This is a genomic window from Micromonospora sp. CPCC 205546 (genome assembly GCF_036902715.1).
In the GTDB taxonomy this organism is placed as follows: Bacteria; Actinomycetota; Actinomycetes; order Mycobacteriales; family Micromonosporaceae; genus Micromonospora.
Window position 1 is genome coordinate 16957 of record NZ_JBAKHL010000026.1, and the last position, 19313, is coordinate 36269.

20 protein-coding genes are annotated in these 19313 nt (G+C 72.8%); 9 read left to right on the forward strand and 11 right to left on the reverse strand.

The annotated features are described in order from the left end of the window. Positions 1-26 precede the first annotated feature (26 nt). A complete protein-coding gene (locus tag V6U77_RS14755) occupies positions 27-443 on the reverse strand; it encodes a GntR family transcriptional regulator (RefSeq protein ID WP_334606882.1) in 417 nt (138 codons plus the stop codon). Between the two features lie 286 nt (positions 444-729). Here V6U77_RS14755 and V6U77_RS14760 point away from each other — a divergent pair, with 286 nt between their 5' ends. The 5 genes from V6U77_RS14760 to V6U77_RS14780 all read left to right on the forward strand — a co-directional run bounded on the left by V6U77_RS14760 (position 730) and on the right by V6U77_RS14780 (position 5028). After that, positions 730-1047 (forward strand): DivIVA domain-containing protein, encoded by a 318-nt coding sequence (locus V6U77_RS14760; protein ID WP_442934434.1) that lies wholly within the window; start codon positions 730-732, stop codon positions 1045-1047. Then, positions 1044-1304: a hypothetical protein gene (locus V6U77_RS14765; RefSeq protein WP_334606883.1), complete on the forward strand. Its 261-nt coding sequence runs from the start codon at positions 1044-1046 to the stop codon at positions 1302-1304. Before V6U77_RS14760 ends, V6U77_RS14765 begins: the two co-directional genes overlap by 4 nt. Positions 1305-1315: 11 nt before the next feature. Beyond that, positions 1316-3334 (forward strand): hypothetical protein, encoded by a 2019-nt coding sequence (locus V6U77_RS14770; protein WP_334606884.1) that lies wholly within the window; start codon positions 1316-1318, stop codon positions 3332-3334. 124 nt (positions 3335-3458) lie between these two features. Continuing rightward, positions 3459-3794: a YciI family protein gene (locus V6U77_RS14775; protein ID WP_442934432.1), complete on the forward strand. Its 336-nt coding sequence runs from the start codon at positions 3459-3461 to the stop codon at positions 3792-3794. After that, positions 3787-5028: an RNA polymerase sigma factor gene (locus V6U77_RS14780; RefSeq protein ID WP_334606885.1), complete on the forward strand. Its 1242-nt coding sequence runs from the start codon at positions 3787-3789 to the stop codon at positions 5026-5028. The genes V6U77_RS14775 and V6U77_RS14780 overlap by 8 nt, the downstream gene beginning before the upstream one ends. A gap of 71 nt (positions 5029-5099) precedes the next feature. Here V6U77_RS14780 and V6U77_RS14785 read toward each other — a convergent pair whose 3' ends face one another. The 5 genes from V6U77_RS14785 to V6U77_RS14805 form a co-directional block, all read right to left on the reverse strand. Beyond that, positions 5100-5828 carry a class I SAM-dependent methyltransferase gene (locus tag V6U77_RS14785; protein WP_334606886.1) on the reverse strand — a complete coding sequence of 243 codons (729 nt, stop codon included), beginning with the start codon at positions 5826-5828 and terminating at the stop codon, positions 5100-5102. Between the two features lie 219 nt (positions 5829-6047). Beyond that, a complete protein-coding gene (locus V6U77_RS14790) occupies positions 6048-6410 on the reverse strand; it encodes a PH domain-containing protein (RefSeq protein ID WP_088998502.1) in 363 nt (120 codons plus the stop codon). Between the two features lie 35 nt (positions 6411-6445). Next, on the reverse strand, positions 6446-7183 hold the full coding sequence (locus V6U77_RS14795; protein ID WP_334606887.1) for a class I SAM-dependent methyltransferase: 738 nt from the start codon (positions 7181-7183) through the stop codon (positions 6446-6448). Between the two features lie 34 nt (positions 7184-7217). After that, positions 7218-7379, reverse strand: a complete 162-nt coding sequence (locus V6U77_RS14800; RefSeq protein WP_334606888.1) for a hypothetical protein — start codon at positions 7377-7379, stop codon at positions 7218-7220. A gap of 299 nt (positions 7380-7678) precedes the next feature. After that, the gene (locus V6U77_RS14805) at positions 7679-7984 is read right to left on the reverse strand and encodes a 4a-hydroxytetrahydrobiopterin dehydratase (RefSeq protein WP_334606889.1); all 306 of its coding nucleotides are present in this window, start codon (positions 7982-7984) and stop codon (positions 7679-7681) included. Positions 7985-8167: 183 nt separating this feature from the next. Here V6U77_RS14805 and V6U77_RS14810 point away from each other — a divergent pair, with 183 nt between their 5' ends. Next, complete coding sequence (locus tag V6U77_RS14810; RefSeq protein ID WP_334606891.1) at positions 8168-8608, forward strand: (deoxy)nucleoside triphosphate pyrophosphohydrolase; 441 nt, start codon at positions 8168-8170, stop codon at positions 8606-8608. A gap of 76 nt (positions 8609-8684) precedes the next feature. Here V6U77_RS14810 and V6U77_RS14815 read toward each other — a convergent pair whose 3' ends face one another. From V6U77_RS14815 to V6U77_RS14835, 5 genes are all read right to left on the reverse strand, one after another. After that, positions 8685-9782 (reverse strand): succinate dehydrogenase/fumarate reductase iron-sulfur subunit, encoded by a 1098-nt coding sequence (locus tag V6U77_RS14815; RefSeq protein ID WP_334606892.1) that lies wholly within the window; start codon positions 9780-9782, stop codon positions 8685-8687. 4 nt (positions 9783-9786) lie between these two features. Then, the gene (locus tag V6U77_RS14820; RefSeq protein WP_334606893.1) at positions 9787-11730 is read right to left on the reverse strand and encodes a fumarate reductase/succinate dehydrogenase flavoprotein subunit; all 1944 of its coding nucleotides are present in this window, start codon (positions 11728-11730) and stop codon (positions 9787-9789) included. Between the two features lie 12 nt (positions 11731-11742). Next, a complete protein-coding gene (locus V6U77_RS14825; protein WP_334606894.1) occupies positions 11743-12549 on the reverse strand; it encodes a hypothetical protein in 807 nt (268 codons plus the stop codon). A gap of 326 nt (positions 12550-12875) precedes the next feature. Beyond that, a complete protein-coding gene (locus V6U77_RS14830; protein WP_334606895.1) occupies positions 12876-14321 on the reverse strand; it encodes a TldD/PmbA family protein in 1446 nt (481 codons plus the stop codon). Then, positions 14318-15754, reverse strand: coding sequence for a TldD/PmbA family protein (locus tag V6U77_RS14835; protein ID WP_334606896.1), 1437 nt, complete (start codon positions 15752-15754; stop codon positions 14318-14320). Before V6U77_RS14835 ends, V6U77_RS14830 begins: the two co-directional genes overlap by 4 nt. Before the next feature lie 391 nt (positions 15755-16145). Here V6U77_RS14835 and V6U77_RS14840 point away from each other — a divergent pair, with 391 nt between their 5' ends. Genes V6U77_RS14840 through V6U77_RS14850 form a run of 3 tightly spaced genes read left to right on the forward strand, consistent with a single transcriptional unit; the run spans position 16146 to position 19305 of the window. Then, entirely contained in the window at positions 16146-17201 is a 1056-nt protein-coding gene (locus V6U77_RS14840; protein ID WP_442934435.1) for an ABC transporter ATP-binding protein, read from the forward strand. Beyond that, on the forward strand, positions 17198-18307 hold the full coding sequence (locus V6U77_RS14845; RefSeq protein WP_334606899.1) for an ABC transporter ATP-binding protein: 1110 nt from the start codon (positions 17198-17200) through the stop codon (positions 18305-18307). The genes V6U77_RS14840 and V6U77_RS14845 overlap by 4 nt, the downstream gene beginning before the upstream one ends. Next, positions 18304-19305 (forward strand): ABC transporter permease, encoded by a 1002-nt coding sequence (locus V6U77_RS14850; protein ID WP_334606900.1) that lies wholly within the window; start codon positions 18304-18306, stop codon positions 19303-19305. Before V6U77_RS14845 ends, V6U77_RS14850 begins: the two co-directional genes overlap by 4 nt. Positions 19306-19313 lie beyond the last annotated feature (8 nt).

A 19313-nucleotide genomic window follows, 5' to 3' on the forward strand; every position in this document is an offset into this window, starting at 1 on the left:
GCGCAGACTGGTATGCAGGGAAGGGGTCAGTCCGAACTCGGCCGAGTCAACTCGACCTCATCACCCGGTAGAACCTCCACCTCGCCCTTCGCCGTGCGGATCTCGAGCACGGGTACGCCCTCTTCAAGCTGCAAGGTTCGGCGCTCGCCGTCGCTCGGCATGCGGGTGACCGCGGAGCCACCTGGCGGTAGCTCGATGCTCCGGCGCTCCGGCCTCTCCCGCACCCGAGTTGCGTGACCTCGGGTGGTGCTGACCAGCCCTTCAGATCGCAGCACGGCGATGGCCCTGCGGACGGCGTCTCGGCCGATCCCGTACTCCTGGCTGAGCCTTGCCTCGCTCTCCAGTTCGGATCCGGGCGGCAGTTCCCCTGACTCGATGCGGCGGCGGAGCAGGTCGGCGAGTTGCACGTAGACCGGGGTGTGCGACCGCAGATCGATGCTCATGCTCTTAGCCTTGTCACCCCATGCGCAACTACGGCCCTGGCCTGATGGGCATAGGGGCTTGTGGCCACATGTCCTTCACCAGTATGGTGGCAGTCACGGTCGGTGTTCGGGTGGAAACCGTGCTGCTCAGCGCTGCCGTTGTGAGCTGCCCTGGTGTCGTACTGCCGGTGGGCTGCGGCGGCAGGGCGGGGTGGGCCGCCCGTGCGCGGCGGGCGGGTGGCCCGCCCCTTCCAAGGACAACCGGGACCACGAGAGAGGTGAGGCAGTCGTGCGGATCTTCCGGCTGATCGGTCGGCGCGAGCGGTCGAGGCAGGGCGACGAGCGGCCGAGACAACCCGTCAAGCCGGGCCACTACCGGTCCGCGTCGTACTCGCCGTTGCGCCCCTGGCAGGTGCGGGAGCGGCGGTTCCGGCCCACCCGGTTCGGCCGGCGTGGGCTGGACCCGGAGGAGGTGCACGAGTTCCTCGACCGGGTGGCCGGCGACCTGGCGGCCGTCTACGACGCCCTCGGCAGCAGCCGGCACGAGACCACCCGGATCAAGGACGCCCTGCGTCGCTGGCAGTCCGAGCAGGCCCGGCGGACCAACGCGGGGCAGCGGTGGTGACGGGCCCCCGGCAGCGCTTCGTCGTCCACCTGCCGGTGCTCGCCGGCGACCTGGCCGGTGCCGTACGGCTCGCCCGGGTCGTGGCCCGCTGGTCGGGCCTGCTGGCCCAGGCCGACCCCGGCGAGACCACCGTCTCGACCGAGGACAACCAGGGCGTACGCCATCGGGTCTTCTGCGATCTCCGGTTGCCCGGAGGGCGGCGCTGCCTGCTGCGCGCCGACCACGACGGCCCGTGCACGCGGCGGCCGACCCGGTGACCGGGCCGCCCGTGATCACCTGTACCACCTGCGCCGGGCTCACCTTCAACCTGGAGCCGTGCCGCTGCGGCGACGGCGGCAACCGGCTGCTGGTGGAGTGGGGCGACGACGCCCGGGAGGCGTACCGCGACTGCCGGCTCTGCGGCGGGTCCGGCACGGTGGCGCAGGGGTGCGTCGACTGCGGTCAGCGGGGGCGGCGGCGGGCACAGCTGGTGCTCACCGTGGCGAACCTGGACACCGGCCAGGTGGCGTCGCGCAGCGTCGTCCCGGGCAGCGTGCCGCCCACCCGGGCCACTGCCGGCGGGTGGTGCCTGGCACTGACGCCGCTGGTCCGGCAGCTGACCGCCGCCGTCGGCGCGGCCGGTCTGATCGACCGGCGTCGACCGTGGGAGGCGGGCGAGCTGACGGTGCCGCTGAACCGCCGGTGGCGGCCCGACCTGCCGGCCGAGCGGCGGTACGTGCTGGAGGCGGAAGCCATCGCCCGCCACCAGCACCGACCGTGGCGGGTGCTGCTCGGCCGTAGCGTGACCCCGCCCGTGGTCCGGCCGGCACAGGCGTTGAGCCGGCTCTGCGGCCTGGCCGACCTGCTCTGCCTCGACCTCGTGATCGAGGCACGCCGGCAGCCGTGGGGCGACCCGACCTGGCACGTCCGCTTCGAGGTGCCGGGCGGGGAGGTGCCGGCGGAGTCTCCCGGATGGGCGTCGGACCTGCGCGCCGCGGTCGCCTGCACCACCGTCACCGACGCGCTGACCGGGCTCGGCGAACGTGGACTGACCGCACCCGCGTACGCCATCGTGCGGACACCGGGCGCGCGGCCGGCGCCCGTGGTGGACCTGGACCGGGTCGGGCGTCGGATGGCGACCGACCTGCGACGCGCACCGGCCGCGCAGGCCATCTGGCGCGACGGCCGCTGGTGGCACACGCGGCTGGTGCCCGGGGGCAGCACCATCGTCCTGCACGAGCGGGACACCGGGCAGGTCGTGCGGCACCGCAGGACCGTGCTGCTGCGAGCGGGGGAGCCGCCGCAGCCGTCCTGGCAGGGCCCGCCCATCGGGCACACGACCTGTGCCGACTGCGCCCCGGGCAGCCGGCTGAGCCGCTGCGACTGCACCCTGGGCGGCGGACCGGCCGACCCGGCCTGCGCGCACTGCTGCGGCGCCGGATTCGCGCCCTCGGTCTTCGTCTGCGCCCGCTGCCGCGGCAGCCGCCGGCTGCACTCGGCCCTGACGGTGACCGTCACCGACCTGCGCTCGCAGGCCCGGCACGAGCTGTGGCGGCCCGGCGAGGCACCGCCCGTCGCGCCCCTGCCGGGCTGCGAGTCGGTCCACCGGCTTCCCCGCCGCCACCGGCTCACCGACCGGGCCGCCTCCTTCGGCGTACGCCCGTGCGACCTCACCGACGCCGACGGCGGCACCCCGCTGCCCCACCTGGTACGCGAGGGCCTCGTCGTCCTGGATCGACCGGTCACCGACCCGACCGCCGTGTTCCTCGCCGGGCTGGCCGCCGGGCGGCCCGGTGCGCGGCTGATCGTCGCCGCGACGGCACCCGACGTGCCCCCGCTGGCCGACCTGGTACGCCTCGCCGTCGGGCTCGATCTCAGCCTCGCCGTGGTCGTGTGCCGGCATCGACCTGAACCCGACGATCCGCTGTCGCCCCGGGGCCTCACCTGGGGCGTGGAGCTGCTTCCGCTCGGCACTCCGGCTGACCGACTCGACCCGCCGGTGCGTGACTCGGTGGAGGCGGCGGTCGCCCACTGCCTGACGTACCTGGACAACACGGTGCTCGCCGCCGTGCCGGCCGACCCCGCCACCCCGATCCCCGTTCCGCAGCGGCCTACGGCGGTCGAGGTCGCCGACCCGGTGCCGTTGCTCACGCGGCTCGCCGCGCACCACGCCGGGCGGTCCGTCACCATCACGTTCAGCCAGGCCGGCTGTGCCGTCCGGCTGACCGGGCAGGAGGGCGGGCCGCTCCTCGCCCGCGCGGCCACCCTGGCCGACGCCGTCCGCGCTCTCGGATCACGACCCGCCTGACGGCGGCGGGGAGCATCCGGTCGTCGGCGCGGTCCCGCGAGATTCTGAGATCGCCGGTCGCACGCTGTCCGGAACCGGTCCGCCCGTTCGTCATGCTGGTGAAGAACCGACACCGAGGAGCGGCATGAAGTACCTGATGTTCGTCTGCACCGACAGCGAGCCGGACACCGACCGGGCCGACTGGCCGGACGTCGAGGCGTGGGTCGCGGAGAACGACGCCCGGGGTCGGCGGCTGACGGGCGACGCGCTCGCGGAGACGACGGCGGCCACCACGGTCCGCGTCCGCAACGGGGAGTTGCTGGTCACCGACGGTCCGTTCGCCGAGACCAGGGAGGTCATCGTGGGCTTCGACCTGCTGGAGTGCGCCGACCTGGACGAGGCGATCGAGGTGGCGCGCGCCCACCCGATGGCCCGCCAGGGGCGACTCGAACTGCGTCCGGTCGTCAGTCTGGATGGCTGACGACCCCGCCGACCCGCTCGCGGTGGCCGCTGCGGTGGCCGCCGCGAGCACCGGGTCGTACGCCCGGATCGTCGCGACGCTGATCCGGGTGACCGGCGACTGGACCCTGGCCGAGGACTGCGCCCAGGAGGCGTCGGCGCTCGCGCTGACCCGGTGGCCGACGGAGGGCGTGCCCGCCAACCCGGGCGGCTGGCTGATGACGGCGGCCCGCAACCGCGCGGTCGACGTGCTCCGGCGGGCCTCGGTCGAACGGCGCAAGCTGCGTGAGCTGGCCGTGCTCACGCCGAACGCAGCGGAACCGGCAGCGGCGGGGGAGGGGGAGATCGTGGACGACCGGCTGCGGCTCGTCTTCACCTGCTGCCACCCGGCCCTGGCGCCCGAGGCGCGGATCGCGCTGACGTTGCGTACGGTCTGCGGGGTCCCGACCGCCGACATCGCGCGGGCCTTCCTGGCCACCGAGTCGACCATGACCCGGCGGCTCACCCGGGCCAAGGCGAGGATCGCCGCCGCCGGCATCCCGTACCGGGTGCCGACCGGCCCGGCGCTCGCCGAGCGGCTCCCGGGCGTACTCGCCGTGCTCTACCTGCTCTTCACCCGGGGCTACGACGCCGACGGCGAGCCCGCCTTCGCCGACGAGGCGATCCGCCTGGCCCGGTTGCTCGACCGACTGATGCCGGCCCAGTCCGAAGTGGCCGCACTGCTGGCGCTCTTCCTCCTCCAGCACTCACGGCGGGCCGCCCGACGCGACGGCGACGGCAACCTGCTCACCCTCGACCGGCAGGACCGCGCCCGCTGGGACCACGACGCGATCGCCGAGGGGGTCGCCGTCCTCGCCCGGGTCGGTGCGGACGACGGCCCGTACGCCCTCCAGGCCCGGATCGCCGCGTGCCATGCCACCGCCGCGTCCGCCGAGGCCACCGACTGGGCGGCGATCGCCGAGGCGTACGACCGGCTCGCCCGGCGGCAGCCGTCGCCGGTGGTGGAGCTGAACCGTGCCGTCGCGCACGGATTCGCGTACGGGCCGGCGGCGGGGCTGGCGCTGCTGGCCGGCGCCCGGGCCGGCGGGGCGCTGGACGGCTACCCGCTCGCCGTCGCCGCCGAGGCCGAGCTGACCGCCCGGCAGGGCGACCGCGAGCGGGCCGCCGAGCTGTTCCGGCGGGCCGCCGAGGCACACTCCGGCGCCGCCCGGCGCGCCCTGCTGGAACGCGCGGCGACCCTGCCGCCCGGCAGCTGACCCGACACCGACCGGGGAGGGAGCGGTCGGATCGGTCGCTCCCTCCCCGCGCGGGTGCTGCCCCGGTGTGCCTACTCCTTGCGGTACACCGAGACGTGCGAGGCGCTGTCCGCCCCGAAGGATGACCGCTGCCAGTCGGCGTACCGCCCGGCGAGCCGGAGGCCGGCCCGCTCCGCCAGCTCGTCGACCTGCTCGGGCCAGAGGTAGCGCATCGCGAAGGGACGCAGGTGGACGCCGTCCCGGTCGAACGTGATGGTCTGCCGGACGAACGTCTGCGCCGCCCGGTCGTACTGGTGCACGCGGATGGTGGCCGAGTCCTCGGCCACCGCCCGCATCTGGACCTGCTCGTCCCGGTCGAAGTCGGCCGGGTCCGGCACGAACGTCTCGATGACGAACGCGCCGCCCGGCGCGAGCACCCGGGCGACGTTGCGGAAGCAGTCAGCCTGCCGCTCGGCCTCGACCAGGTTGAACAGGGTGTTGAACACCAGGTAAGCCAGCCGGTACGGGCCGGTGACCGGCACGTCGGCCATGTCCCCGATGACGACCGGGATGTCGCCACCGGGCTTGGCGCGCAGCTTCGCCACCATCTCCGGTGACGCCTCGACGCCCTCGACCATGACGCCCCGCTCGGCGAGCGGCAGCGCGACCCGGCCGGTGCCGATGGCGAGCTCCAGGACCGGGCCGCCGTCGGCCAGGCCGGCGAGGAAGTCGACGGCCGGAGCCGGGTCCGGGTTGCCGGGACCGTCATAGGTGTCGGCCCACAGCCTGCCGAAGAGGCCGGGATCGTCGAAGACCGACATCAGCGGCCTCCCCGGGTGACGTGGTCAGCGCCCTCTGGCGCGGGTGGTGCGGAAGTGCGGGTGTACACGAAGCCTCGATTCCGGTTGGTCGGGGGTTCCTGCCCGGGTGGACCTCGATGCGTCGGACATCGTCGTCTCCCTTCACTCGGCCTGACCCCACCCAACCGGCCCCGCCCCGCGCCGGGCAACCGCTTTACCCGTCAGCGAGGTGGTTCGACCTCAGCTGATGTGGTGCAGGATCACGTTGTGCACGTGGTGGCTCTTGTCGGCGCCCCGGAACTCCACCTCGTAGGTGTGCGTGCCGACGTGGATCGCGATGGCCCCGGTGGAGAAGAACGAGCCGCCCCACGACTTGTTGCTGACCACGCTGACGCTGGTGATCTTCGAGTACGGGATGCTGGTGATGGCGTACCGCTTGCCCACGAAGGAGCGGTCCTGGATGATGACGCGCCGGTCGGTCAGGCCGATGAAGCCGGTGCCGGTGCCGACGGCGTCGTAGACGGCGATGATCTGTTCTCCGTGGAGCAGCCCGCTCTGGATCTGCTGGAACTGCTCCTTGCGGTCGTACGTCGCGTTCGCCATGCCTCCCACGGTAGGCCGGGCGTGCCAGCCGAAGATCACTGCCGGCGGGCGAGGACGAGGAACTCGCCGTCGCCCCGGCCCACCGGCTCGCCGCCCCAGCCGCCGAGCATCCGTTCCACAACGAACCCGGCCGCCCGTAGCGAGTCGCGCAACTCCTGTTCCGTGCGGAAGCGCAGGGTCGCCGAGCTGAGCAGTTCGTCGCCGTCGGGGAAGAGGTAGTGGTGCGTGAAGTCGACCCGGCCGCCGGCAACCGCGCGCACCCGCGTCCACGCCCGGACCACCTCGCCGTCCGGCAGCGTGATCCGTCGCCGCGAGTCGACCGGGTTCCAGCGTTCCCACCGCCGGTCCGCCGGGTCGCGCGAGTCGAACACCAGGCGGCCGCCGGGCACCAGCGCCCGGGCGAGGTCGGCGAGCGTACGCGCCCAGTCGTCGTCATCGACGAAGAACTGTGCGACGTGGCTGGTCAGCACCGCCACGTCGAACGATTCGTCCGCCAGCACCGCCGAGGTGCCCTCGACCCACGTCACCCGCTCGGCGCCCGGCCTGGTGCGGGCGGCGGCCAGCGACGCGCCGGCCGGGTCGACGCCGGTGACGGTGTGGCCGGCCGCGGCCAGGGCGACGGTGAGCCGGCCCGTGCCGCAGCCCAGGTCGACGACCCGCACGGCGGGCGTCCCGGCGACGACCGCGAGGAACCAGTCGTCGTCACGCGACCAGGGGCACTCGGCGTCGTAGACCGGGACCAGCCGGGGATGACGGAACTCGCCGTGCCTCATCGAGGCCGATCATGCCAGTCCGGACGGGCGCCCGTCAGGCCGCGTCGGCGTCGGTCGCGGCCCGGACGAACTCGTGGACCCGTGCCGTGCCGTTGCTCTCCCGCCAGACGAGGCCCCGCCGGATCGGTGGCGCGTCGCGGATCGGCACGTACGCCACCTCGGGACGCGGGTAGTAGCGGCGGCTGTGCTCGCCCACCGGCAGCAACGGTGCCGGCGCTGCACGCATGAACCCCGCCGCGTTGCGGGGTTGTTGTCTGCTTCCGCGCCGGATTGATACCCACGCACCTTTCAGGGAAACACCAGCTTCTTCAGGTTCTTCTCAGCCGACCCGGGGTCCTGTGACGGCCGGCCCCGACGGGCGCCGCGCCACCGGGGGATCCAGACCGAGGGCGCCCAGCGACGGGGCGGCGGAGGGCCCGGCCGGCGACGCCCACGGGACATGAGGGAGCGCCAGTGGCCGGCAAGGGGCACTCGACGGCCACCGGGGGAGGCGGCTCAGGACTGGGTGACCGCGCGGTAGGCGTCCTCGATGCGGGCGGCCAGCAGGACCTCGCCCTCGGTCAGCGGCGTGTTGCCGTGCCCCACGCGGATCTGGGTCTGGTCGGCCCGACGGCTGATCTCCGGACGCAGGTGCAGCGAGTCGGCGACCACCTTCACCCGCTCGGTGAGGGCCGCGTGCTGCGTGTCGTCGATGGCGAGGGTGCGTCGGATCTGCTCACCCTCCCGGACCCAGCCGGTGAGGAGGGTGAGAGCATCGCTGAGATAGTCGTGCTTGGATCGACTGCTGAACAGCGCACGCATCACCGCACCTCCCAGGCGCCGTTGCCGGCTTGTGGCCAAATCGTCGCCGTCCCGTGTCTTGTCGGTGCCTTCTAGTCTGTCCTCGCACGTTGGGTGTGTCCACGCCCACACTTCCGGGTTCTCCTGGCCTGACGGTCGACCACGGTACCCAAACCGCCTATTGATCTGGCACGCTGGACGCCCGTGCAGACCGAACGGGCTAACGGCGGCGGGCAGGCCGAACGACGGGACCTCAGGGTGATCGTCGGAGCGGCGATCATCAGGGACGGTCGGGTGCTCGCCTGCGCCCGTTCGGCCCCGCCCGAGGTGGCGGGCATGTGGGAGTTTCCGGGCGGCAAGGTGGAGCCCGGCGAGAGCGAGACCGCCGCGCTCGCCCGGGAGTGCGCCGAGGAACTGGCCGTACGCGTGGAGATCGGCGACCGGGTGGGCCGCAACGTCCGGATGGCCCACGGCCGCTCGGTGCTCAAGGTGTACGCGGCCCGCCTGCTGCACGGCGACCAGCCGCAGGCCCTGGAGCACTCGGCGCTGCGCTGGCTCGCCGCCGACGAGCTGGACACCGTCACCTGGCTCCCCGCCGACGCACCCATCGTCGCCGCTCTCCGACCCATCCTGTCGTCGACCTGAGCCGAAGCGGACACCCAGGGGAAAGGGGACGGGGGCCGGCGGCATCAGCCGCGGCCCCCGTCATCGCCAGGCACACTCAGTGCTTGTCCTGCTCCGGGTGGGCGAAGTTCAGGTGCTCCGGGGGCAGCGGGAAGGTCACGTCGTCACCGAACGGCGACGGCGCCGCGGCCCGGTCGAAGGTGAGTTCCGTCAGCGGCAGCTTGCCGTGGTCGTCGACGGCCGGCGCGGTCGGCCTCGGCACCTCACGGTCCCAGTTGACGCCGCGCTGCGCCTGCACTTCGGCCCGCGGGTCGTGGGAGCCGCCCGCGTGCGAGTGCACGCCCCCGTGCGCCGCGCTGCCGCGCACCGCACCGCTGACGTGTTCGCTGGTCACGCTGGTCTGAGGCACCTGACCCCTCCGGAAGATCTTGCTACCGAGCCACACAAGGGGATCGTACCTGCGGTCGACGACCCGCTCCTTCATGGGGATGATCCCGTTGTCCGTGATCTTGATGTGCTCGGGGCAGACCTCGGTGCAGCACTTCGTGATGTTGCAGAAACCCAGGCCCTGCTCGGCCTGCGCGTACTCCTTGCGGTCGGTCTTCGCGTCCAGCGGGTGCATGTCCAGCTCGGCCGCCCGGATGAAGTACCGCGGCCCGGAGAACGCCTGCTTGTTCTCCTCGTGGTCGCGGATGACGTGGCAGACGTTCTGGCACAGGAAGCACTCGATGCACTTGCGGAACTCCTGCGAGCGTTCCACGTCGACCTGCTGCATCCGGTACTCGCCGGGCGCCAGGTCCGCCGGCGGCGCGAACGCCGGCGTCTCCCGGGCCTTCTCGTAGTTGAACGAGACGTCGGTGACCAGGTCCCGGATCACCGGGAAGGTGCGCAGCGGGGTGACCGTGACCGTCTCGTCCTCCGTGAAGGTGGACATCCGGGTCATGCAGCTCAGCCGCGGCTTGCCGTTGATCTCCATGGAGCAGGAGCCGCACTTGCCGGCCTTGCAGTTCCACCGGCAGGCCAGGTCGGGGGCGTCGGTCGCCTGGAGCCGGTGGATGACGTCGAGGACGACCTCACCCTCGTTCACCTCGACCATGTAGTCCTGCAGGTCGCCGCCGTTCTCGTCGCCACGCCAGATGCGGAACTGGCGCTTGGCCCCCGGCTTGCCCGGCCCCGGGGCGTTCTGGTTACCCATCTCGTCAGCGCTCCTTCTCGGTCTCGACGTCGGCGACCTGGGCGTCGAACTCGGCGAGTTCCTCGTCCGTGAGGTACTTGGCCAGCTCCGCGCGGTCGAAGAGGCCGATCAGCTCCGGGCGCATCCTCGGCAGCGGCTTGCGCTCCAGGCGCACCGTGTCGCCGTCGAGGGCACAGACCAGGTTGACCCGGCGCCACGCCGGATCCATCGCCGGGTGGTCCTCCCGGGTGTGGCCGCCGCGCGACTCCCGCCGCTCCAGCGCCGCCTTCGCGGTGCACTCCGAGACGACCAGCATGTTGCGCAGGTCCAGCGCCAGGTGCCAGCCCGGGTTGTAGCGCCGGCCGCCGCTCGCGCTGACCTTCGCCACCCGCTCGCGCAGCTCCGCCAGCCTGCCCAGCGCGTCGACCAGCTCGCTCTCCCGGCGGATGATTCCCACCAGGTCCCCCATCACCGCCTGGAGGTCCTGCTGCAGGACGTACGGGCTCTCGCCGGTGTCCCGCTGCAACGGCGCGAGGGCCGCCTCCACCGCGGCCTCCACGGCGGCGACGCCCACCTTCGGGCGGGCGGGGAGGCTGCCGGCGTACGTGGCGGCGTGGCCGCCCGCGCGCTTGCCGAACACCAGCAGGTCGGACAGGGAGTTGCCACCGAGCCGGTTGGAGCCGTGCATGCCGCCGGACACCTCGCCCGCGGCGAAGAGGCCCCGCACGTGGCCGAAGGCGGCCCCGCTGTCCGGGTCGACCTCGACCCCGCCCATCACGTAGTGACAGGTGGGCCCGACCTCCATCGGCTCCTTCGTGATGTCGACGTCGGCCAGCTCCTTGAACTGGTGGTACATCGACGGCAGGCGGCGACGGATCTCCTCCGCCGGCTTGCGGGAGGCGATGTCCAGGTAGACGCCGCCCGCAGGCGTGCCCCGGCCGGCCTTCACCTCGCTGTTGATGGCCCGGGCCACCTCGTCACGCGGCAGCAGCTCCGGCGGGCGCCGGTTGTTGTCCGGGTCGGTGTACCAGCGGTCCGCCTCCTCCTCGGTCTCCGCGTACTGCTTGCGGAAGACGTCGGGGACGTAGTCGAACATGAACCGCTTGCCGTCGGAGTTCTTGAGCACGCCGCCGTCGCCGCGCACCGACTCGGTGACCAGGATGCCCTTCACCGAGGGCGGCCAGACCATGCCGGTCGGGTGGAACTGGAGGAACTCCATGTTGATCAGCGTCGCGCCGGCCCGCAGGGCCAGGGCGTGCCCGTCGCCCGTGTACTCCCACGAGTTCGAGGTGACCTTGTAGGAGCGGCCGACGCCGCCGGTCGCCAGCACCACCGCCGGCGCCTCGAACAGGACGAACTCCCCGGACTCCCGGTAGTAGCCGAACGCACCGGCGACCCGGTCGCCGTCGAGCAGCAGCTCGGTGATCGTGGTCTCGGAGAAGACCTTGATGCGGGCGTCGTACGAGCCGTGGTCGCGCTTGTCCTCCTGCTGCAGCGACACGATCTTCTGCTGGAGGGTGCGGATCAGCTCCAGGCCGGTCCGGTCGCCGACGTGCGCCAGGCGGGGGTACTCGTGGCCGCCGAAGTTGCGCTGCGAGATCTTGCCGTCCTTGGTGCGGTCGAAGAGCGCACCGTACGTCTCCAGCTCCCAGATGCGCTGCGGCGACTCCTTCGCGTGCAGCTCGGCCATCCGGAAGTTGTTGAGGAACTTGCCGCCGCGCATCGTGTCGCGGAAGTGCACCTGCCAGTTGTCCCGGCTGTTCACGTTCCCCATCGCGGCGGCGGCGCCGCCCTCGGCCATCACCGTGTGCGCCTTGCCGAACAGCGACTTGGAGATGATGGCGGTCTTCTTGCCGGCGAGGCGGGCCTCGATCGCCGCGCGCAGGCCGGCGCCGCCGGCCCCGATCACGACGACGTCGTAGTGGTGTCGTTCGATCCGCGTGGTAGCGCTCGTCTGAAGATTGGTCATGTCAGGGGCCCTCTAGTTGATGAACCGCAGGTCGTTGAACCAGCCGGCCGCGAGCGCCATGACGTAGAAGTCCGTCAGGGCCAGCGTGCCGAGGGTGATCCAGGCGAGCTGCATGTGCCGGACGTTCAGGACCGAGATGAAGGTCCAGGCCCGGTAGCGCACCGGATGCTTGGAGAAGTGCTTGAGCCGCCCGCCGATGATGTGCCGGCACGAGTGGCAGGAGATCGTGTACGCCCACAGCATGACCACGTTGCCGAGCAGGATGAGGTTGCCCAGCCCGAACCCGAAGCCCTCGGGGGAGCGGAAGGCCAGGACCGCGTCCCAGGTGTTGATCAGCGAGATGATCGCGGCGGCGTAGAAGAAGTAGCGGTGCAGGTTCTGCCCGAGCAGCGGGAAGCGGGTCTCACCGCTGTAGGACTTGTGCCCGTCCGGCACGGCGCAGGCGGGCGGCGACAGCCAGAACGACCGGTAGTACGCCTTGCGGTAGTAGTAGCAGGTGAGCCGGAACAGCAGCAGGAACGGCAGCGTCAGCGCCGCGTCCGGGATGATCCACCAGCCGGGCAGGAACCGGCCGAAGTGCGCCGCCTCCGGCAGGCACCGGTCGGTCACGCAGGGGGAGTAGAACGGGGTCAGGTAGTGGTAGTCCTCGACCCAGTAGAAGTCGTGCATGAAGACCCGGACCGTCGCGTAAGCCACCCACGCGCTGAGCCCGATCACGGTGATCAGCGGGGCGAGCCACCAGCGGTCGGTACGCAACGTCTTCGCCGCGATGGCGGCGCGCGCCCGCGCGCCCCGCGGCCTCGTTGCCGTCGATGTCATTCCAGTCGTCTCCCTGACAGGACCCTCACGGGCGGATCAAGTGCCGGTCGGCATGCGGACCGCGAACCCGCGCCCGCCTGCCACGTCATGCGCACACCAACGACCGTGCCGGCGATGTGGCGCAGCTAAGTGACACACGTTACGCCGATCTTTGCGGGCCGTCCGCGCAAGGCAGTGTCCCGTGTGTCCGGGCTGGTGGAAAGCCTTGAACGATGATCGATGTCCGGATGTTAAGAACTTCACCCGACGCCTGTCCTGCGCCGGGAGCGGCCCACCGCGAGCGTCGCGGGTGGGCGGCCGTCGGGCGTGCGGCGCCGGCCGGACGCTCAGCCGGAGGCGCCACCGGTGAAGTTCCACGAGGCGAGCCGCAGCGGCGGCGCCTCCCACCACGTCCCGTCCGAGCGGTCCGGCTGACGCACCGCCCGCCGGCCGATCCCGAGCACCGCACCCGGCCCGAGGGCGCGCGGGTAGGACTCGGTGAAGCGCAGGTCGCGCACCGCCCGGGTCACCACGCCGTCCTCGACCAACCAGACGCCGTTTCGGGTCAGACCGGTGACGACCAGGCTCCTCGGGTCGAGCACCCGGGTGTACCAGAGGTCGCTGACCAGCAACCCCCGCCGCACCCGCCCGACCAGCGCGGCGGTGTCGGCGTCGACCACGGCCGACTGCCCGACCGTGCCCGCCGTGCCGTCGGGTGCGGCGTCGGTCGGCGTCGCGGTGGCCGAGAAGTCGCCGGTGCCCCCAGCGGCGGGGCGCAGGCGCAGGTTGTGGGGCATCGGGCCCCACGTGGCGGCGTCCGGCGACGCGTGCCCGGTCGAGGCCGCGCCCTGCCCGGCGGCGGTGCGCCGGTCGTGCGCCACCGCCCGGGTGGTGCCCGCCTCGACCAGCACCAGCGCCTGCCGGGGGGTGCCCTCCACGTCGAACGGCAGCCCGGTGCCGGCGAGCGGATCGTCGACCAGCGTGACCGCCGGGTCGAACTGGGCCGCCCCCGGCTCGGCGAAGGACTGCCGCTCGGCGTGCCGCTTGCCGTTGAAGCCGTACCAGGAGAGGTTGTGGAGCAGGTCGGCGACCGCGGCCGGCTCCAGCACGACCTCGTAGCGGCCGGGCGGCAGCTCCACCGGGTCGACCCCCGCGCGCGCCCTGGCGGCGGCCCGGGCGCCGAGCGCGGCACCGTCGAGATCGGTCAGCCGGTCGGCGCAGAGCCGGGCGACGCCGTCCGAGCCGCCCGTGCGCGCGATGCCGTCCATCGCCGCCTCGACGGCGCGGCCCGACGCCGTGTGGCCGGCCGAGTTGACGAACGCCGAGCAACGGTGCGCCGTGCGGCAGTAGCCGGCCGTCTCCAGCCCGCCGGCCGCCGCCACGAAGGCGCGCACGCGCTCGGCCCGCTCGTCCGGCTCGGCGTGCGCGGTGGCCTCGTCGACCGCCGTCGCGGCGGCCGGCGCCGGTGGGGCCAGCCCGGGCCAGGCCGGATCGGGCGGGCAGAGCCGCGCGGCGGCGAGGGTGCGCTCGACCAGCGCCCGCAACCCCTCGACGGTGACCACGCTGCCGTTGCCGGCGGCCGTGCGCCCGTCGACGTGCAGCCGCAGCCGGACCGCCACCTCGGACTCGGCCACGTTCTGGTGGATGTAGGAGTTGGCGAACCGGGTCAGCGCCAGGTCGGCCCGGGTGACCACGGCCTCGGCCTGCGCGCCGGGCCCGCCGAGCCGGCGGACCAGCTCCACCACCTGACCGGCGATCTCCAGTTCACCCACGCCCAACCTCCCGCCGCTCATGCGCGGACCCCCACCCGCACGTCGCGGAAGCGGGCCGGCGCGGCCGGGTGGCCGGTGTGGCCGGTCTGCCCCGGCTGGCCCTTGCCGCAGTTCGGGGTGCCCCACGCGACGGTCTCGGAGGAGAGCATGTCCATGGAGCGCCAGAAGAGTGGCCCGATACCGGTGTAGGTGGGGTTGCGCAGCATCCGCCCCCGCCGGCCCTTCTTCACCTCCCAGCCGATCTCGCAGCCGAACTGGAAGTTGAGCCGTTTGTCGTCGATGGACCAGGAACGGTTGATGTCCATCAGCACCCCGTCGTCGGTGGCGGCGACGATCTCCTCCAGGGTGTGCTGGCCTGGTTCCAGGCCCACGTTGGTCATCCGCACCATCGGCAGCCGGGCCCACCCGTCGGCGCGTACGCTCCCGCCGTGGTCCAGGCCGGCGACGGCGGCCGAGTCGCGGCCGGCGAGCACGCCCACCCAGCGCCCCTCGCGCACCGCGTCCCGCCGCACGGCGGGTGAGCCCTCGTCGTCGAAGCCGAAGCTGCCCAGCGCGCCGGGGATGGTCGGGTCGATGGTGACGTTCATCAGCTCGGAGCCGTAGCGCAGCGAGCCGAGCCGGGCCAGGTCCAACCAGGACGTGCCGGCGAAGGCGGCCTCCCAGCCGAGGATCCGGTCCAGCTCGATGGCGTGCCCGACGGACTCGTGGATCTGGAGGGCGAGCTGCTCGCCGCCGAGGATCAGGTCGGTCTCGCCGGCCGGGCAGGGCGGCGCCGTGAGCAGCGCCCTGGACTCCTCGGCGATCCGCGCCGCGTGCGCGGCCAGGTCGAGCGACTCGACCAGCTCCCACCCCGTCGTGCCGTACTGGCCGCGGTAGCTGGGGTAGGAGCGGCGCTGGGTCTCGCCGTCACCGACGGAGGTGGCGGAGATGCCGCCGCCGCACTCGCGGATCCGCTGGTCGATGCGGTGCCCCTCGCTGGAGACGAACCACTTGGCCGTGTCCCAGACCTGGTAGAGCCCCTCGGCCACGTCGGCGCCGTGCTCCGCCATGACGCCCGTCGCCCCGACCAGCAGGTCGCCCTTGTCGGAGAGCGGCACGCCGAGCGGATCGACCGCGCAGGGGGAGGCCCAGCTCGCGGTGACCGCGTCGACCGGCACCAGGTCGATCGGCGGCCCCGGCACCCGCGCGCTCGCGGCGGCGATCCGCGCGGCGCGCCGGCCGGCGTCGCGGGCGGCGGCGTCCGACAGGTCCGGTAGGGCGTGGAAGCCCCAGCCCGACCCGACCAGCGCCCGGACGCCCAGCCCGATGCTCTCGTCCTGGGTCAGTTCCTGGATGTCGCCGTTGCGGGCGGACATCGACTCGTAGCGGCGGTGCATCACCCGCGCGTCGGCGTACCGGGCCCCGGCGTCGAGCGCGGCCTGCACCGCGGCGGTCGCCGCGTCGAACTCGGTCATGGGCCCGACCCTAGGCCAGCCCACCGACAGCCGTCAGGCGAGCGGGTCCGCCGGTCGGATGGCGAGGTACTTCTCTTCGCTCCACGGGCCGTCGTGGCCGAACACCGCCGCGGTCATCGTCACCTCCACCTCGTGCCGGGGACATCCTCGTCCGACCGGCGCGCCCGTCGTCGTACCCGCCGTCCGGAGGCGGAAGGTCAACGCCGGTGAATGCCGAGGTGAGGGGTGTTCACACCCGTTGCAGAGTCGTTACGCTGTGGCCCGCTGACAGCCCCGGCGATGTAGCTTATTTTCACCCTCAGTGCTTTCCTGTAAGTTCTCTTCGTCACTGAGGGAGGCGGTCGTGGACAGGCCGGAGTCGGCGCCGTCCGGGAAACCGGACCGCCCCAGCGTGCCGGAGCAGCGCTCCGGTCAGGACCCCTACCTGCGGGTGAGCGACCTGCGGGTCCGCTTCGACACCGAGGACGGCGTGGTGCGCGCCGTCGACGGGGTGTCGTTCGAGGTGGCGCGCGGACACACCCTCGGCATCGTCGGTGAGTCCGGCTCGGGCAAGAGCGTCACCTCGCTGGCCATCCTCGGGCTGCACAGCGCCAAGCGGGCCAGCATCACCGGGGAGATCTCCATCGGCGGCCGTCAGCTCGTCGGCCTGCCGGACGAGGAGGTACGCCGGCTGCGCGGCCGCGACATGGCGATGATCTTCCAGGATCCGCTGTCGGCGCTGCACCCGTACTTCACGGTGGGCAGGCAGATCGCCGAGGCGTACCGGGTGCACCACCCGAAGGCCGGCAGGCGCGAGGCCCGGCAGCGCGCGGTCGACATGCTGGGCCGGGTCGGCATCCCCCAGCCGGCCCGCCGCTTCGACCAGTACCCGCACGAGTTCTCCGGCGGCATGCGGCAGCGGGCGATGATCGCGATGGCGCTGGTCAACGACCCGGACCTGCTGATCGCCGACGAGCCGACCACGGCGCTGGACGTGACGGTGCAGGCGCAGATCCTCGACCTGCTGGCCGACCTGCAGGCCGAGTTCCACTCCGCGATCATCCTGATCACCCACGACCTGGGCGTGGTCAGCCAGGTCGCCGACGAGGTGCTGGTCATGTACGGCGGCCGGGCCGTCGAGCACGGCAGCGTCGAGCAGGTGCTGCGCCGGCCGCAGCACCCGTACACCTGGGGTCTGCTCTCCAGCGTGCCCTCGCTGCACGGCGACGCGGACGCGGAGCTGGTGCCGATCAAGGGCAATCCGCCGAGCCTGATCAACCTGCCGTCCGGCTGCGCATTCCATCCGCGCTGCCGCTACGCAGGCCGCAACGGCGACCGCTCGCGCACCGAGGTCCCGCAGCTGCGCCCGGCGGGGGCGCCCGGCCACCTGGTGGCCTGTCACCTCTCCGCCGACGACCGCACGCGGCTGTACGCGGAGGACATCGCCCAGGTGGGAGTGGCCCGATGACCAGTGCCCAGGCAGACACGGCGCCGGTGCGGCCGGCCGGGACGGCTGAACCGCTGCTGCGGGTGCGCGGGCTGAGCAAGCACTTCCCGGTCCGCAACGGCCTGCGGCGCTCCGGCCTGGTCCGGGCCGTGGACGGGCTGGACTTCGACGTGCGGCCCGGCGAGACGCTCGGCCTGGTGGGCGAGTCCGGCTGCGGCAAGACGACCACCGGGCGGATGCTGGTCCGGCTGCTGGACCCCACGGCGGGCAGCATCGAGTTCGCCGGACGGGACATCACCCACGCGGGCCGCCGTGAGCTGCGCGCGCTGCGGCAGGACCTCCAGATCATCTTCCAGGACCCGTACGCGTCGCTGAACCCCCGGCACACCGTGGGCCGGATCGTGGCGATGCCCCTGCAGGTCAACGGGATCGACCCGCCGGGCGGGGTGAAGAAACGGGTCCAGGAGCTGCTGGAACTCGTCGGGCTGAACCCCGAGCACTACAACCGCTACCCGCACGAGTTCTCCGGCGGCCAGCGGCAGCGCATCGGCATCGCCCGGGCGCTCGCGCTGCAACCGAAGCTGATCGTGGCCGACGAGCCGGTGTCCGCCCTGGACGTGTCGATCCAGGCGCAGGTGGTGAACCTGCTGCGCGACCTGCAACGCGATCTCGACCTGGCGTTCGTCTTCATCGCCCACGACCTGGCCGTGGTGCGGCACTTCTGCCAGCGGGTCGCCGTCATGTACCTCGGCAAGATCGTCGAGATCGGCGACCGGGACGACATCTACGAGCGCCCGCAGCACCCGTACACCCGGGCCCTGCTCTCGGCGATCCCCGACGTCACCCAGCTCGGCGCGGCGGGCCGGATCCGGCTCTCCGGGGACGTCCCGACGCCGCTGGACCCGCCCTCGGGCTGCCGCTTCCGCACCCGGTGCTGGAAGGCGCAGGAGCGGTGCGCCGCCGAGGAGCCGGCGCTGGTGCCGCGCGGCGGCGACCAGTCCATCGCCTGCCACTTCCCGGAGGCGGGGCCGGTCGGCGCCACCACGGGAGCGGCCGGTGACGACGCGCGGCCGGCGGACCCCGGGACCGCCGGGGCCGGCACGACCGCCGAGGAGGTGTCGAAGTGAGCCTGTCCCCGGTCGAGGGCACGGCGCTGGCCGAGATCGAGTCCGGCGGTGACGCCGGCGAGGGTAAGACGCTGGTCGGCCGCTCGCCGGGCGAGCTCGTCCGCAGCCGGCTGCGCAGCGACCGCACCGCCCTGGTGAGCGGCGTGGTGCTGGTCTTCTTCGTGCTGCTGGCGGTGGGCGCGCCCCTGGTCCAGCGGCTCTACGGGGTGACGCCGAACGAGCAGTTCGGCGACCTGCTGGACAGCACCGGGATGCCGCTGGGTTACGTCGGCGGGATCAGCGGCGACCACTGGTTCGGTCTGGAGCCCGGCCTGGGCCGGGACATCTTCATGCGGATGATCTACGGCATCCGCACCTCGCTGCTGATCGCGCTCGGCGCGGCCCTGATCACCACCACGATCGGCGTGGTCCTCGGGATCCTCGCCGGATACCTCGGCGGGGTGGCGGACGCGGTGATCAGCTGGATCACCGACGTGGCGCTGGCGATGCCGTTCCTGATCTTCGCGCTGGCCGTGGTGCCGACGTTCTCGCTGCGCTTCTACGGCCCGCGCGACGAGGTGCCGACCTGGTTCGCGGTCACCACGCTGATCGTGGTCTTCACCGCGTTCGGCTGGACCAGCACCGCCCGGCTGGTCCGGGGGCAGGTGGTGTCGCTGCGCGAACGCGAGTTCGTGGAGGCGGCCAAGGCCAGCGGCGCGGGGCTGGGGCACATGCTCTTCCGGCAGCTGCTGCCGAACATCTGGGCCCCGATCCTGGTGTCGTTCTCGCTGCTGGTGCCGTCGTACGTGACGAGCGAGGCGGCGCTGTCCTTCCTCGGCGTCGGGTTGCCCGAGTCGGTGCCCAGCTTCGGCCGGATGATCTACCGGAGCATCGACTACCTGCAGACCGACCCGGCCTACGTCTTCTTCCCCGGCATCACGATCTTCGCGCTCGTGCTGGCGTTCAACCTCTTCGGCGACGCGTTGCGGGACGCGCTCGACCCGAAGTCGTCACGGTAAGGGGTACT